Origin of the sequence: Streptomyces sp. NPDC005803, assembly GCF_040630435.1 — a bacterium.
Taxonomy (GTDB): Bacteria; Actinomycetota; Actinomycetes; order Streptomycetales; family Streptomycetaceae; genus Streptomyces.
Genome location: NZ_JBEXXO010000033.1, coordinates 44,747 through 59,591, shown reverse-complemented (window position 1 = coordinate 59,591; position 14,845 = coordinate 44,747). Strand labels below are relative to the sequence as shown.

General features: G+C 73.6%; 12 protein-coding genes. 3 read left to right on the top strand and 9 right to left on the bottom strand.

All coding sequences use genetic code 11. From position 1 onward, the window contains the following. Nucleotides 1-29: 29 nt before the first annotated feature. Genes ABZ454_RS33655 through ABZ454_RS33635 form a run of 5 tightly spaced genes read right to left on the bottom strand, consistent with a single transcriptional unit; the run spans nt 30 to nt 7,255 of the window. The gene (locus tag ABZ454_RS33655; RefSeq protein WP_359543371.1) at nt 30-1,190 is read right to left on the bottom strand and encodes an acyl-CoA dehydrogenase; all 1,161 of its coding nucleotides are present in this window, start codon (nt 1,188-1,190) and stop codon (nt 30-32) included. Continuing rightward, nucleotides 1,187-3,139, bottom strand: a complete 1,953-nt coding sequence (locus ABZ454_RS33650) for a biotin carboxylase N-terminal domain-containing protein (RefSeq protein ID WP_359543370.1) — start codon at nt 3,137-3,139, stop codon at nt 1,187-1,189. Before ABZ454_RS33650 ends, ABZ454_RS33655 begins: the two co-directional genes overlap by 4 nt. 8 nt (nt 3,140-3,147) lie before the next feature. Beyond that, complete coding sequence (locus ABZ454_RS33645) at nt 3,148-4,746, bottom strand: carboxyl transferase domain-containing protein (RefSeq protein WP_359543369.1); 1,599 nt, start codon at nt 4,744-4,746, stop codon at nt 3,148-3,150. Further along, the gene (locus ABZ454_RS33640) at nt 4,743-6,464 is read right to left on the bottom strand and encodes an acyclic terpene utilization AtuA family protein (RefSeq protein WP_359543368.1); all 1,722 of its coding nucleotides are present in this window, start codon (nt 6,462-6,464) and stop codon (nt 4,743-4,745) included. Before ABZ454_RS33640 ends, ABZ454_RS33645 begins: the two co-directional genes overlap by 4 nt. Continuing rightward, nucleotides 6,461-7,255 (bottom strand): TIGR03084 family metal-binding protein, encoded by a 795-nt coding sequence (locus tag ABZ454_RS33635; protein WP_356319910.1) that lies wholly within the window; start codon nt 7,253-7,255, stop codon nt 6,461-6,463. Before ABZ454_RS33635 ends, ABZ454_RS33640 begins: the two co-directional genes overlap by 4 nt. Before the next feature lie 219 nt (nt 7,256-7,474). On the opposite strand from ABZ454_RS33635, the gene ABZ454_RS33630 reads away from it, so the two are divergent. Further along, nucleotides 7,475-8,008: a GNAT family N-acetyltransferase gene (locus ABZ454_RS33630; RefSeq protein ID WP_359543367.1), complete on the top strand. Its 534-nt coding sequence runs from the start codon at nt 7,475-7,477 to the stop codon at nt 8,006-8,008. 22 nt (nt 8,009-8,030) lie between these two features. Here the strand turns inward: ABZ454_RS33630 and ABZ454_RS33625 are convergent, their stop codons facing one another. Together ABZ454_RS33625 and ABZ454_RS33620 are read right to left on the bottom strand one after the other, a co-directional pair. Then, nucleotides 8,031-8,549 (bottom strand): DinB family protein, encoded by a 519-nt coding sequence (locus tag ABZ454_RS33625; protein WP_356319912.1) that lies wholly within the window; start codon nt 8,547-8,549, stop codon nt 8,031-8,033. Between the two features lie 41 nt (nt 8,550-8,590). Then, complete coding sequence (locus ABZ454_RS33620) at nt 8,591-9,382, bottom strand: helix-turn-helix transcriptional regulator (protein ID WP_359543366.1); 792 nt, start codon at nt 9,380-9,382, stop codon at nt 8,591-8,593. 87 nt (nt 9,383-9,469) lie between these two features. On the opposite strand from ABZ454_RS33620, the gene ABZ454_RS33615 reads away from it, so the two are divergent. Next, nucleotides 9,470-9,865, top strand: a complete 396-nt coding sequence (locus tag ABZ454_RS33615) for a nuclear transport factor 2 family protein (protein WP_359543365.1) — start codon at nt 9,470-9,472, stop codon at nt 9,863-9,865. A 105-nt stretch (nt 9,866-9,970) separates the two neighbouring features. On the opposite strand, the gene ABZ454_RS33610 is transcribed toward ABZ454_RS33615, so the two are convergent. Beyond that, nucleotides 9,971-10,924: an EamA family transporter gene (locus ABZ454_RS33610; RefSeq protein WP_359543364.1), complete on the bottom strand. Its 954-nt coding sequence runs from the start codon at nt 10,922-10,924 to the stop codon at nt 9,971-9,973. Nucleotides 10,925-11,304: 380 nt separating this feature from the next. On the opposite strand from ABZ454_RS33610, the gene ABZ454_RS33605 reads away from it, so the two are divergent. Continuing rightward, entirely contained in the window at nt 11,305-11,520 is a 216-nt protein-coding gene (locus ABZ454_RS33605; RefSeq protein ID WP_359543363.1) for a hypothetical protein, read from the top strand. Between the two features lie 184 nt (nt 11,521-11,704). Here ABZ454_RS33605 and ABZ454_RS33600 read toward each other — a convergent pair whose 3' ends face one another. Then, nucleotides 11,705-14,581, bottom strand: a complete 2,877-nt coding sequence (locus ABZ454_RS33600; RefSeq protein ID WP_359543362.1) for an FAD-binding and (Fe-S)-binding domain-containing protein — start codon at nt 14,579-14,581, stop codon at nt 11,705-11,707. Nucleotides 14,582-14,845: the final 264 nt, after the last annotated feature.

The window sequence follows — 14,845 nt, the reverse complement described above, 5'->3', positions numbered from 1 at the left end:
GGTCAGGTGCCGGAGGCTCCGCGGGCCGGTCAGTACGACTTGGGCAGGCCCAGGGACTGGTGCGATACGTAGTTGAGGATCATCTCCCGGCTGACCGGCGCGATCCGCGCCACCCGGGCCGCGGTGATCAGGGACGCGAGGCCGTACTCGCGGGTGAGGCCGTTGCCGCCGAGGGTGTGCACGGCCTGGTCGACCCCCCTGACGCAGGCCTCCCCCGCGGCGTACTTCGCCATGTTGGCGGCCTCGCCGGCCCCGGCGTCGTCGCCGTCGTCGTAGAGCCGGGCGGCCTTCTGCATCATCAGCCGGGCCAGTTCGAGTTCGATGTGGGCCTGGGCGAGGGGGTGCGCGATGGCCTGGTGCGCGCCGATGGGCTCCTTCCACACCTGGCGGGTCTTCGCGTACTCGACGGCGCGACCGAGGGCGTACCGGCCCATGCCGATGCCGAAGGCGGCGGTCATGACGCGTTCGGGGTTGAGTCCGGCGAAGAGCTGGAGGAGTCCGGCGTCCTCGTCGCCCACGAGTGCGTCGGCCGGCAGGGTCACGTCGTCGAGGACGAGTTCGAACTGCTTCTCCGGAGCCTGGAGTTCCATCTCGATGAGGGAGCGCCCGAAGCCGGGCGCCTCGCGCGGGACGATGAACAGGCAGGGCTTCAGCTTGCCGGTCCTGGCGTCCTCGGTGCGGCCGACGATGAGGGTGGCGTCGGCGACGTCGACGCCGGAGACGAACACCTTGCGCCCGTTGAGCACCCATCCCCCGCCCTCGCGGCGGGCCGTGGTGGTGATCCGGTGGGAGTTGGAGCCGGCGTCGGGTTCCGTGATCCCGAAGGCCATGGTGAGGCTGCCGTCGGCGAGGCCGGGCAGCCACTGCCGCTTCTGGTCGTCGGTGCCGAAGCGGGCTATCACCGTGCCGCAGATGGCCGGGGAGACGACCATCATGAGCAGCGGGGAGCCTGCCGCGCCCAGCTCCTCGAGGACGATGGCGAGCTCCGCCAGGCCGCCGCCTCCGCCGCCGTACTCCTCGGGGAGGTTCACGCCGAGGTAGCCGAGCTTGCCCGCCTCGGCCCACAGCTCCCGCGGGTGTTCGCCCTTGCGCGCGAGGGAGGTGGAGTACTCCCTGCCGTACCGCTTTCCGAGGGCGGCGACGGCAGCGCGCAGCGCCTGGTGCTCTTCGGTTTCCAGGACGGTGCTCATGCTTTCTCCTCAGCAGGGTCTGCGGGTTCGGTGACGACGGCGAGCAGGGCGCCGACCTCCACCTGGAGGCCGGGGGCGGCGTGCAGGGCGGTGAGGGTGCCGGAGGCGGGGGCGAGGATGCGGTGTTCCATCTTCATCGCCTCCAGCCAGATCAGCGGCTGCCCGGCCTCGACGGCGGTCCCGGCCGCGAGGCCGTCGGCGAGGCGGACGACGGTGCCGGGCATCGGGGCGAGCAGGGAGCCGGGTTCGGTGCGCTCGGCGGGATCGGTGAAGCGGGGCAGGGCGGTGAACGTGTACGAGCCGGTGGCGGTGTCCACGTGGACCCGGTCGCCGTGGCCGGCCACGGCGAAGTGCCGGGTGACGCCTTCGGCTTCGAGGGTGACGCGGCCGGGGCGGGCGGCGACGAGCCGGATGCCCTCGGCGGGCACCAGGCCGTCGCGGGTGGTGCGGTAGGTGATGTCGTGCTCGCGGCCGTCGGGTTCACTCCGGTAGCGCCTGAGCTGCGGCTGCGAGGCGACGTTGCGCCAGGCGCCGAAGCGGGCGACGCCACCCGTGGTGGTGCGGTGGGCCGCTTCGGCGAGGGCGGCGGCGGTGGCGGCGAGCAGGGCGGCGCCCGGGTCGCCGGGCTCCTCGGTCAGGGCGCTCAGGTGCCGGTCGTAGAAGCCGGTGTCGAGGCGGGCGGCGACGAAGTCCGGGTGGCGCAGGGAGCGTACGAGGAGCGCGCGGTTGGTGACGGGGCCGTGGACGCGGGCGCGTTCCAGGGCGCGGGCGAGGAGGCGCACCGCTTCGGTGCGGGTGGGGGCGTGGGCGATGACCTTGGCGAGCATCGGGTCGTAGTGGACGCCGATGGTGTCGCCCCCCGTGTATCCGGTGTCCAGGCGCAGGCCGGGCTCGTCCGGCACGTCGAGTGCGTGCAGCGCCCCGGTCTGCGGCTGCCAGTTCCGGGCGGGGTCCTCGGCGTAGAGCCGGGCCTCGACGGCGTGCCCGCGGGGCTGCGGGGGTTCGGCGGCGGGCAGCGGTTCGCCCTCCGCGACCCGCAGCTGCAGCGCGACGAGGTCGAGACCGAACACCGCCTCGGTGACGGGGTGTTCGACCTGGAGGCGGGTGTTCATCTCCAGGAAGTACGGACGTCCGTCGGCGGCGACCAGGAATTCGACGGTGCCGGCGCCCCGGTAGCCGACGGCCCGTGCGGCGGCCGTGGCGGCGTCGTGCAGCCGGTCGCGGAGCCCGTCGTCGAGGCCGGGCGCGGGGGCCTCCTCGATGACCTTCTGGTGGCGGCGCTGGAGTGAGCAGTCGCGGGTGCCGAGCGCCCAGACGCCGTCGTGTTCGTCGGCCATGATCTGGACCTCGACGTGCCTGCCGCGCTCCACGTACGGCTCGGCGAACACCTCGCCGTCCCCGAAGGCGGACAGGGCCTCGGCGGCGGCGGCCGTCAGCTCGCCGGGCAGGTCCGCCAGTTCCCGTACGATCCGCATCCCACGGCCGCCGCCGCCCGACGCGGCCTTGAGCAGCAGGGGCAGGTCCTCGGCGCGGGCCGCGCCCGGGTCGACGGGCGCGAGCAGCGGCACTCCGGCAGCGGCCATCAGCTCCTTGGCCCGGGTCTTGGACGCCATCAGCTCGATGGCCTTGACCGGCGGGCCGACCCAGAGGAGTCCGGCGTCCTGTACGGCGGCGGCGAACGCGGCGTTCTCGGAGAGGAAGCCGTACCCCGGGTGGACGGCCCCGGCGCCCGCCGCGAGGGCGGCGGCGACCACGAGGTCGCCGCGCAGATACGTCTCAAAGGGCGCGGCCCCCGGCAGTCGTACGGCGGTGTCGGCCTCCCGTACGTGCAGGGCGTCGGCGTCCGCGTCGGAGTACACGGCGACGGTGGCGATGCCGAGCGCGCGGCAGGTGCGGAAGATCCGGCAGGCGATCTCGCCCCGGTTGGCGACGAGGAGCGTGGTGATCATGTGACCTCTCACATCCGGAAGACGCCGAAGCCGCCGCGGGCGCCCTCGACCGGTGCGGTGTGGATGGCGGACAGACACATCCCGAGGACGGTCCTGGTGTCGCGCGGATCGATGACCCCGTCGTCGTACAGCCGCCCGGACAGGAACATCGGCAGGGACTCGGACTCGATCTGCTGCTCGACCATGGCGCGCAGTGCGGCGTCCGCCTCGTCGTCGTACGGACGCCCCTTGGCGGCGGCGGACGCGCGGGCGACGATGGACAGGACGCCGGCGAGCTGCTGCGGGCCCATGACGGCGGACTTGCTGCTGGGCCAGGCGAACAGGAAGCGCGGGTCGTAGGCCCGGCCGCACATGCCGTAGTGCCCGGCGCCGTAGGAGGCGCCCATCAGGACGGACAGGTGCGGGACCTTGGAGTTCGACACCGCGTTGATCATCATCGCGCCGTGCTTGATGATGCCGCCCTGCTCGTACTCCCGGCCGACCATGTAGCCGGTGGTGTTGTGCAGGAAGAGCAGCGGGGTGTCGCGCTGATTGGCGAGCTGGATGAACTGGGCGGCCTTCTGCGACTCCTCGCTGAACAGCACGCCCTGTGCGTTGGCGAGGATGCCGACGGGATAGCCGTGCAGCCGGGCCCAGCCGGTGACGAGGCTCGTCCCGTACAGCGGTTTGAACGGGTCGAAGTCCGAGCCGTCGACCAGCCGGGCGATGACCTCGCGCGGGTCGAAGGGGACCTTCAGGTCGCCGGGCACGATGCCGATCAGCTCGTCCCCGTCGTACTTCGGCGGCTCGGCGGGTCCCGGATCGGGGTGTGCCTTGCGCCAGTTGAGGCGGGCGACGATGCGGCGGGCCTGGCGCAGGGCGTCGTGCTCGTCGAGCGCGAAGTGGTCGGCGAGGCCGGAGGTGCGGGCGTGCATCTCGGCGCCGCCGAGCGATTCGTCGTCGCTCTCCTCGCCGGTGGCCATCTTCACCAGGGGCGGTCCGCCGAGGAAGACCTTGGACCGTTCCTTGATCATGACGGTGTGGTCGGACATCCCGGGGACATACGCCCCGCCGGCGGTGGAGTTGCCGAAGACGACGGCCACGGTCGGGATGCCTGCGGCCGAGAGCCGGGTGAGGTCGCGGAAGAGCGCCCCGCCCGGGATGAAGATCTCCTTCTGGGACGGCAGATCCGCGCCGCCCGACTCGACCAGGCTGACGCAGGGCAGCCGGTTGGCGAAGGCGATCTCGTTGGCCCGCAGGGCCTTCCTCAGCGTCCACGGGTTGGAGGCGCCGCCGCGTACGGTCGGGTCGTTGGCGGTGATCAGGCACTCCACGCCCTCCACCACCCCGATCCCGGTGACGAGCGAGGCGCCGACCGCGTAGTCACTGCCCCAGGCGGCGAGCGGTGACAGCTCCAGGAACGGGGTGTCCCGGTCGATGAGCAGTTCGATCCGCTCCCGGGCCAGGAGCTTGCCGCGCGAGCGGTGCCGTTCGACGTACTTCTCTCCGCCGCCTCCCAGCGCCCCGGTGTGCGCGGCGTCCAGCTCGGCGAGCTTGTCGAGCATGGCGGCCCGGTGGGCGGCGTATTCGGGGCTCGCGGTGTCGAGGCCGGTGGGCAGGACGGTCATGCGTGCACCTCCGGTGCGTCGGCGCTCTCCAGCGGCGGGAGCAGGGCCACGGGTATCCCGAGCCGCCGCGAGCGCAGCCACTCCCCCACGGCCTTGGCCTGCGGATCGAAGCGGTGCTGGGCGGCGACACCTTCGCCGAGGAGCCCGTGGACGGTGAAGTTCAGGGCGCGCAGGTTCGGCAGGACATGGCGTACGACGGTGAGGCCGGCGGTCTCCGGGAGGAGTTCCGCCAGCCGCTCGACGGTCAGTTCGTGGGCCAGCCACCGCCACGCCGCGTCGCTGCGGACCCACACCCCGATGTTGGCGTCCCCGCCCTTGTCGCCGCTGCGGGCCCCCGCGACGGCTCCGAGGGGGGCGCGACGGGTGGGGCCGGCGGGCAGCGGTTCGGGCAGCGGTGGCTCTCCGACGTCCTCCAGCGGCCGCGTCCGCCGGGCCGGCTCCTGCACCTCGCGCCGCCCGTCGGGCAGCACGGCGACGTGCGTCACCTCCCCGGCCGGTACGGAGCGCGCCTCGAACACCCCGTACGGCGCGCCCTTCCCGGGCGGGGCGGTCACGTGGAAACCCGGGTAGCTGCCGAGTGCCAGCTCGATCGCGGCGCCGGACAGGGCGCGCCCCACGGCCTCCGGTTCCCGGTCGCGGACGACGAGCCGCAGCAGGGCGCTCGCCGTCTCCTCGGTCGCGGCATCGGCCCGGTCGGTGCGCGCGAGCTCCCACCGCACCTCCTCGGGCTGCCGCCCGGCCCGGGCGAAGGCGTCCGCGATCTGGTCGCGGACGAGCCGGGCCTTGGCCTCGACGTCGAGTCCGGTGAGCACGAAGACGACCTCGTTGCGCCAGCCGCCGAGCCGGGTGAGGCCGGCCTTGAGCGTGGGCGGCGGGGCCTCGCCGCGCACCCCGGTGATCCTGACCCGGTCCGGGCCGTCGGATGACAGCCGTACGGTGTCGAGCCGGGCGGTGACGTCGGGTCCCGCGTACCGGGCGCCGCCGGTCTCGTACAGCAGTTGGGCGGTGACCGTGCCGAGGTCGACGACGCCGCCCGTGCCGTCGTGCTTGGTGATGAGGGAGCTCCCGTCGGCGTGGACCTCTGCGACGGGGAAGCCGGGCCGCCGGATGTCGTGGCCGCGGAAGAAGGAGTAGTTGCCGCCGGTGGCCTGGGTGCCGCACTCCAGCACGTGGCCGGCGACGACGGCTCCGGCGAGCGCGTCGTGGTCCTCGGGGCCCCAGCCGAAGTGGGCGGCGGCGGGCCCGGTGACGAGGGCGGCGTCGGTGACCCGGCCTGTGACGACGACGTCCGCACCGGCCCGCAGACAGGCGGCGATGCCCGCGCCGCCGAGGTAGGCGTTGGCGGTGAGGAAACCGTCGGGCACCGGGAGGCTGTCGCCCTCCACGTGGGCCACGCGCACGGGCAGGCCCGCCTTTTCGGCCAATTCCCGTACGGCGTCGGCCAGTCCGGCCGGGTTGAGCCCGCCCGCGTTGGTGACGATCTTCACCCCGCGCTCGTGGGCGAGCCCGAGCCCTTCCTCCAGCTGGCGCAGGAAGGTGGTGGCGTAGCCGCGTCCGGGGTCCTTGAGCCGGCTGCGGCCGAGGATGAGCATGGTCAGTTCGGCGAGGTAGTCGCCGGTGAGGACGTCGAGGGGGCCGCCGGTGAGCATCTCGCGGACGGCGTCGAAGCGGTCGCCGTAGAACCCGGAGGCGTTGCCGATCCGCAGGGGTGGTGTCATCGGTGCGCCTGCGGGGCGCGTCCCGGTCCCGCGGGACCGGCGAAGGCCTGCGCGATGCCCAGCCAGGTGTCGGCGTCGGCCCCCTCGGCCCGGACCGCGAGGTCGTCGCGGTGGGCGCGCTGGGTGACCAGCAGGCAGAAGTCGTGAAGGGGCCCGGTGACGCGCTGGGCGGCACCCTCGGGGCCGAAGGCGGTCAACTCTCCTTCGGGTCCCTCCAGTTCGACCCGGAACTCCTCTCCGGGCGCCTGGATCCCCCGGACGAGGAAGGCGTAGTCGCGGGCCCGGACCCCGATCCGCGCGACGTGCCGCAGCCGGGCGGTGGGGGCGCGGGTGACGCCGAGGGCGTCGGCGACGTCCTGGCCGTGGGCCCAGGTCTCCATCAGCCGCCCGGTCGCCATGGAGGCCACGCTCATCGGCGGCCCGTACCAGGGGAACCGGGTCCCGGCGGGGGCCGCCCGCAGAGCCTCCTGGAGCCGCTCCCGGCCGGTGCGCCAGCGGACGAGCAGCGCGTCCGGGGCGTATGCCGCGACGACCTCCTCGGCGGCCCGGTCGACGAAGCCCTCGGGGTCCTTCATCGCCTTGGCCACCTCGTCGCCGAACCGCTCCGGCTCCGTGACGGCGAGCAGCGCGACCTCGTCGGTCCAGCTCAGATGGGCCACCTGATGGGCGATGGTCCACCCTTCGGCGGGCGTCGCCCCCGCCCATTGCGAGGCGTTCAACCCGGCGACGAGCAGGTCGAGTTCGTCACTCTCGCTGCGCAGGTCGTCGAGCACGGCTGCGACATCGGACACGGTGCGCTCCCCTCGGGGCGTGGCGGTGTGCCCCGGAGCCTGCCAGCGGAACGGAAAACAATCAAGCGTGCTTGCATGATTTATCTGGCGGCCCCCGCGGGCCGGGACCGGGGCGGGGCTGAGGGGGCGACGGGGCCGAGGGGCCCGCCGACGCGGCGAGACGCCGGCCAGGCGTCACGGGCCGGGCGGGGCATGGCGGACAGCCCTTAGGCTGCCGCCGTGAACACCGACACCGCACACGACATACGGATCAGGCCGGGCGGGCCGGCCGACGTGCCCGTCATTCTGGACATGCTGGATGCGGCGGTGGTCTGGATGAACCGTCGCGGCAACACCCAGCAATGGGGCACGAGACCGTATTCGCAGAATCCCGGCGGGGTGGAGCGGGTCCAGCGCTACACGACCGAGTTCTCCCCGTACATGGCGGAGCTGGACGGGGTGCCCGTCGGAACCCTGGTCCTGGGGGCCGGGCCCAACCCGCAGGTGCCCATCCCGCCGGCCGGGGAGCCCGAGCGGTACGTACGGCTGCTGGTCTCCGACCGACGGCACGCGGGTCTGGGCATCGGGGCGGCGCTGCTGGCCCATGCCGCCGAGGAGACCCGGCGGGCCGGTGTGGAACTGCTGCGGGTCGACTGCTGGGCGGGCGGCGGGGGCGAGCTGGTCGCCTTCTACGAGCGCAACGGCTTCGCCCCCACCACCGGCTTCCTGGCCGGGGAATGGCCGGGGCAGGTGCTGGCCCGGCGGGTCGGCTGACGGTCCCGCGCCGTACGGGGCGCTACTCCCCCTTGGACGCCGCCTCGGCCATCTTCACCGTCGTGCTGGCGCCGTCCAGCGCCTCGCGGATGATGTCGGCGTGGCCGCTGTGGTGGGCGATCTCGCGGAAGATGTGCCACAGGACGCGGCGGACCGTCCACAGGACCGGCTCCGGGGGCGACCACGGGTACGCCGGCAGGGTGACCTCACGGTCGAGATCGGCCTCCTCGCGCACCGTACGGTCGAACGCGTCCGCAGCGGTGTGGAAGGCCTCCAGCAGGGCGGGCAGCGTCTCGGATTCGGTCATCCGGTTGCCGTCGGGGTCCAGGTCAGCCCAGTCGACCTTGGCGGGGGCGGTGCCCTCGATCACGTCCAGCCAGCTGCGCTGGACGAGCCCGAGGTGCTTCAGCAGACCGCCGAGCGTCAGCTCGCTGACGGTCGTGCGGGTACGCGCCTGTGTGTCGTCGAGATCGGCGACGGTGTAGAGAAAATTGGTGCGCTGGTCGGTCACGAGCGCGAGCAGATCGTCGCGTTCCGGCATGTTTTCCTCCAGGTCGGATACAGCGACCACCCTAGGTTCGGTCACCCCGCGCAAGCCCCCCCTTCCGCGAAGTAGGAGGTGGTTTCGGCATCCGCCGGGTAGTACAGCTCGATCGCGACCTCGTCCAGCGTGATGTCCATCGGCGTACCGAACGTGGTGATGGTCGAGAACAGCCGCAGTTCGCGCCCGCCGAAGCGGAGGATCATGGGGATCACGACATCGGCGCCGGCTGCGAGCGACGTGCCGGAGGCGTCCTCCGCGACGGACCCGGGCTCCAGCAGTTCTTCGTAGAGCGCGGTGAGCCGTTCGTCGGGAGCGACGGCGAGCTGACGCCCGATCCGGGAGCGGAACACCGTGCGCACGTCGGCCAGGTTGACGACCAGAGGCGCGAAGCCGCGCGGGTCCAGCCCCAGCCGCACCAGGTTGACCGGCGGCCTGAGCAGGTCCGGGTCGACGCCCGCGAGGAACGGCTCGATCGCGCGGTTCGTCAGCACGATGTCCCACCGGCGGTCGAAGGCCACCGCCGGGTACGGCTCGTGCGCGCGGAGCACCCGCTCGACGGCGTCCCGGGCCGCCGACAGCGCGCCGTGGCCGAGGGGGCGCTCGGCGTACCGGGGGGCGAAGCCGGCCGCGAGCAGCAGCCGGTTGCGCTCACGCAGCGGCACGTCCAGCTGGGCCGCGAGCCGGAGGACCATGTCGGCGCTCGGGTGGGACTTGCCCGTCTCGACCAGGCTGACGTGCCGGGCCGAGACGCCGGCCGCGATCGCCAGGTCCAGCTGGCTGACGCGCCGGCGGTGCCGCCACTGCCGTAAGAGCTCCCCCACCGTCCGCACGGTTGTCGAGGGTAGTCGTCCTGGAGCCGTACGCCATGACATGCGACTTCATCGACAACCCGCCGCGCCCGGGGGAAGCATGCGCCCATGACCACCGAGAACGAGAACAAGGACATCGTCCGACGGGCGCTGGGGACCCTGATCGAGACCGGGAGCGCCGACGGGATCGGGCCGTTGCTGAGCGACGACTTCGTCCATCACCGGCCCGACTCGACCTTCTCGACCAAGGCGCAATGGCTGGCCGCCGTGGAGGCGGCCCTCGTCCCCCTCGCCGGTATGCGGGTGGAGATCGACCACCTGCTGGCCGATGGTGATCACGTCGTGGTGCACTCGCGGCGCCGGCTCCCCGATGCCGGTCCGGAGATCGCGGTGGTCGACATCTGGCGGATCGACGAAGGGCTGATCGCGGAGGGCTGGGAGGTCATCGAGCCGGTGGCGCAGGCGGCCGCCCACCTGACGTGGTGGGAGCCCGGCGGGCACTGACCCCGCCGGGTGAGCGCCGCACGGCCCGGGGCCCGTCCTTCTGCCGCCTGACGTCGGGCGCGGCCCACGCGGTCACCGGACGCCCGGCCGTGCGCGCGGGCCCCCTCACCGTTTCCGGGCGCCCCGCACCTGGCTGCGTACCGCGCCCATGCTCGCGCCGATGACCAGGGCGATGGCCAGCGCGTCCGTCGTGGTGAGGGCCTGGTCGAGGATCAGGAAGCCGGCCGTGGCCGCGATCGCGGGTTCCAGGCTCATCAGGATCGCGAAGGTGGGGGCGGGCATCCGGCGCAGCGCGATGAGTTCGAGGGTGTACGGGAGGACCGAGCTCAGCAGCGCGACGGCCGCGCCGAGCCCGAGCGTGGACGGGACCAGGAGTTTGGAGCCCGACTCCATGATGCCGAGCGGCAGCGAGAGGACGGCCGCCACCACCATCGCCAGGGCCAGCCCGTCGGCCTGCGGGAAGCGGCGGCCGGTGCGGGCGCTGAAGACGATGTACGCCGCCCACATGGCCCCGGCGCCGAGGGCGTACGCGGCGCCCGCCGGATCGAGCCGGTCGAAGCCCCCGCCGCTCAGCAGCACCACACCGCCCAGCGCGAGGGCGGCCCAGACCACGTTGACCAGGCGGCGGGAGGCGAACACCGAGAGGGCGAGCGGGCCGAGCACCTCCAGGGTGACGGCGGCGCCGAGGGGGATGCGGTCGGCGGCCTGGTAGAAGAGCGTGTTCATGCCGCCCATGGCGAGGCCGAAGGCCACCACCGTGCCCCAGTCGGCGCGCGAGTGGCCGTGCATCTTCGGGCGGCAGACGACGAGCAGGACGAGGGCGGCGGCCGCGAGCCGCAGCGTGACGACACCCAGCGCGCCGGCCTTCGGCATGAGCAGTACCGCGATCGCCGAGCCGAACTGGACGGAGAGCCCGCCCGCGACCACGAGCGCGACCGGGGCGAGCGCCGCCCCGCGCCCACCGGCGCGGGCGCCGTCCTGCTCACCGAGGGCGCTGACCGCCTCGGGGATGGCGACCACGGCCGCGGCCGGTTCTGCGGAGGTGCCCTGGTCGTTCACCTGTGGCCTGTCCTTCTGCGTTCACGCGGTACGGGTTCGTCGAGATCGTCGGGGCGGCAGTCCAGCAGACTGCACTATGTAATCGAAGATACTGCACTCGCTCCGTGCAGCGCACCCCACCACGGTAAAGGTGCGCAGTCGGCACGCGGCGCATGCGCCGCTATGGCGCCCACCGCCGCACCCGCCACCGCTTCGGGCCGCCCGGGCGGGCGGCGGCGGACATCGAGCGGCAGGGGGCGGCGATGCCTCAGGCAGCGCGGGGGCGGTGACGCCACTCCTCCCGCCGAGCAGGGCATGCCGGACCTGGCAGCCGAACTCGCGCCGGACCTACCGAGCCTCTCCGGCCGGCTGCTGTCGGAACGAGACGAGGAGCGTCGACGTTGATCCACTTCGACTCGTGCGCGCTCCTGAAGTTCATCAGGCCCGAATCCGAATCCGAGGCCCTGCGCGCCCGGCGTGCGGCGCTGCCGGAGGGGAACGAATTGCTCCCCAGCGCTTTGGCCAGGCTGGAGATCACCCGCACGCCGCACCGGGCCGGGGTCGACCCCGAGCGCATCCCGTACTTCGCGCACAGGCCGCCCGGGGCGTCTACCTGATCGACCTCACCAGCACCGTGATGGCGCGCGCGACCGCCTATCAGACCCGCAGACCAGGCACCCTGGACTCCATCCACCTGGCGACCGCGGACCCGTTCCGGGTGGGGCTCACCGCGTTCGTGACGTACGACAGCGAACTGGCCGAAGCAGCGGCGGACTTCGGGCTGCCGGTGCACGCACCCGCTCAGCGAGCACGCGGGGGTGGCGTCCGCTCCTCCAGCCCCTGGGCCAGCACTTCCGCCAGGTGCCGGGCCCGGACCCCGCCCAGCTGGGCCAGCTGCGTCCGGCAGGAGAAACCGTCCGCCAGGACCTCCGTGCCGGGTGCCGCTTCCCGTAGCGCCGGCAGCAGCTGGTCCTCCGCGCAGGCCACCGACACCTCCCAGTGGCCGCGTTCGAAGCCGAAGTTGCCGGCCAGGCCGCAGCAGCCGCCCGACAGCTCGCCCTTCAGACCGGCGCGGGCGCGCAGACGGCGGTCCGCCTCGTCGCCCAGGACCGCGTGCTGGTGGCAGTGCGTCTGGCCGGTGACGGGGCGGCCGAGGTGCGGGGGCCGCCAGTGGGGGGCGTACTTCTCCAGGTACTCGGCCAAGGTGTGGACGGACGCGGCCAGTTGGGACGCCCGCGGGTCGTCGGGGAGGAGTTCCGGCAGGTCGGTCCGCAGCGTCGCCGCGCAGCTCGGTTCCAGGACGATCACGGGGTCGCCCAGCAGGCCGCCCAGTCGTTCCAGGGTGCGGCGCGTCACCCGGCGGGCCCGGTCGAGCTGTCCGGTCGAGACGTACGTGAGGCCGCAGCACAGGCCGCGGGCGGGTGGCATCACCTGGCGGCCCGTGGCCTCCAGGACCCGCACCGCCGCCCGGCCCACCTCGGGGGAGAGGTGCTCGGTGAAGGTGTCGGGCCAGACCAGGGCGACGTCGTCGGTGGACAGGACGTGCGTGCCCTTGCCCCAGCGCCGGTTCAGCCACCGGGTGAACGTCTCGCGCGCCAGGACCGGGATCCCGCGCTCCGGGGCGATGCCCGCGAGGCGCTTGGCGAGCAAGGCCAGGGGACGCACCCGGGCCAGGGTGTTCAGCACGCCCGCGAAGGGGGCGGCGAGGCGCAGCCACCGCGGCAGCCACCCCATCGCGTAGTGCGCGGCCGGGCGCAGCCGGCGGCGGTAGTGGTGGTGCAGGAACTCCGCCTTGTACGTGGCCATGTCGACGCCCACCGGACAGTCGCCGCGGCAGCCCTTGCAGGACAGGCACAGGTCGAGCGCGTCCCGTACCTCCGTGGAGCGCCAGCCGTCCGTGATCACGCCGCCGGCGTCCCCGGCCAGCATCTCGTGGAGCAGCCGGGCCCGGCCGCGCGTCGAGTGCGCCTCCTCGCCCGTCGCACGGAAGGAGGGGCACATCACGGAGGGGCCCGGGCCCCGCGGCGTGCGGCACTTGGCGACCCCGACGCACCGGCGCACGGCGGCGGAGAAGTCGCCGCCGTCGTGCGGGTAGCCGAAGGCGACGTCGACCGGCTTCTTCGGGAGCACCGCGAAGCGGAGATTCTCGTCGAGGCGGGCCGGGCGGGCGAGGATGCCCGGGTTCATCCCTCCGTCGGGGTCCCAGAGGTCCTTGAACCGGGCGAAGAGGGCGACGAGTTCGTCCCCGTACATGCGGGGCAGCAGTTCGGCGCGCGCCTGGCCGTCGCCGTGTTCGCCGGACAGGGAGCCGCCGTGGGCGACGACGAGTGAGGCCATGTCCTCGGAGAAGCGGCGGAAGCGGGCCACGCCCGGCTCGCTCAGGAGGTCGAAGTCGATCCGGACGTGGATGCAGCCGTCGCCGAAGTGGCCGTACGGGGTTCCGCGCAGGCCGTGCTGGGCGAGCAGGGCCCGGAAGTCGCGGAGGTAGTCGCCGAGCCGGGCGGGCGGCACGGCGCAGTCCTCCCAGCCGGGCCAGGCCTCGCCGCCGCCCCCGGAGACTCCGCCCTCGGGGGACTCCCGGATCCGGGTGGCGGTTCCCGCCGCGTCCTCCCGGATCCGCCACAGCGCGCGCTGTCCGGCGGGGTCGGTGATGACGGCGGCGTCCACCGCGTCGGCGGCCGCGGCGCGCACGAGGCGTTCGGCGTGCGCGCGGGCCTCGGCCGGGGTGGCGCCGCCCGTCTCGGCGAAGAGCCAGGCCGCGCCGCGGGGCAGCCCGGCCGGTTCGCGTACGAGGTCGGCGGCCATGCCCTCGACGGTCAGCGGGTGGAGCGGGAGGAGACCGGCGGCGGCCTCGGCGGCCGCGGACTCGTCGGCGTAGCCGAGGACGGCGAGCGCGCGGGCGGCGGGCGCCTCGACCAGCCGCAGGGTCGCCTCCGTCACGACTCCGAGCGTGCCCTCGCTGCCGCAGAACGCGCGGGCGGGGTCGGGGCCGTTCTCGGGCAGCAGGGCGTCCAGGGCGTATCCGGAGATGCGGCGCGGGAGTGCGGGGAATCCGGTGCGCAGGAGGGCGAGGTGGGCGGTGACCAGTTCGCGGAGTCCGGCGGGGCCCTCGGCGCCCCGCTCCAGGCGCAGGGTGTCGCCCCCGTAGCGGGTGACGGTCAGGGCGTGGACGTTGTCGGCGGTGGTGCCCCAGGCGACGGAGTGCGCGCCGCAGGAGTTGTTGCCGATCATGCCGCCGAGGGTGCAGCGGCTGTGCGTGGAGGGGTCCGGGCCGAAGGTCAGCCCGTGCGGAGCGGCGGCGGCCCGCAGGTCGTCCAGGACGACGCCCGGCTGGACCACGGCGGTACGGGAGCCGGCGTCCAGGTCCACGACGGCCCGCAGGTGCCGGGTGAGGTCGAGGACGACGCCGCTGCCGGTGGCCTGCCCGGCGATGGACGTGCCGCCGCCGCGCGGTACGACGGGCACCCCGTGGGCCCGGCAGACGGCGAGCGCGACGGCGATGTCGTCGGCGTCGCGCGGGGCTACGACGCCGAGGGGCACCCGCCGGTAGTTGGAGGCGTCCATCGTCGTCAGGGCGCGCGCGGTGGCGTCGAAGGCGACGTCACCCCTCACCGAGGCGCGCAGTTCACGGACGAGTGCGGTGGGGGTGGTGCCGTACGGAGCGTTGCCGGATGCCATCCGGCCAGGATGCCGCCGCCCCGGCCGCGCTGCCCGGCCGCCTGGCCGGGAAGCACGCGCACGTTTCCGCCGATTACGTCAATACGCCGGAATATGCCCGGCTCGCGAACAGAAACGCAACAGAGTGCACCACAAGTTCTTCCCAAACAGATCGTCAATTCTCATATAGTGACCCAGACTTGTCTGGGAATTCTCTGTTCCAGTTGTCGCTTTTGGTTACCGCAGTCACGACCCTCCCGAACCGTCCCATCCGTCACCGTCCGC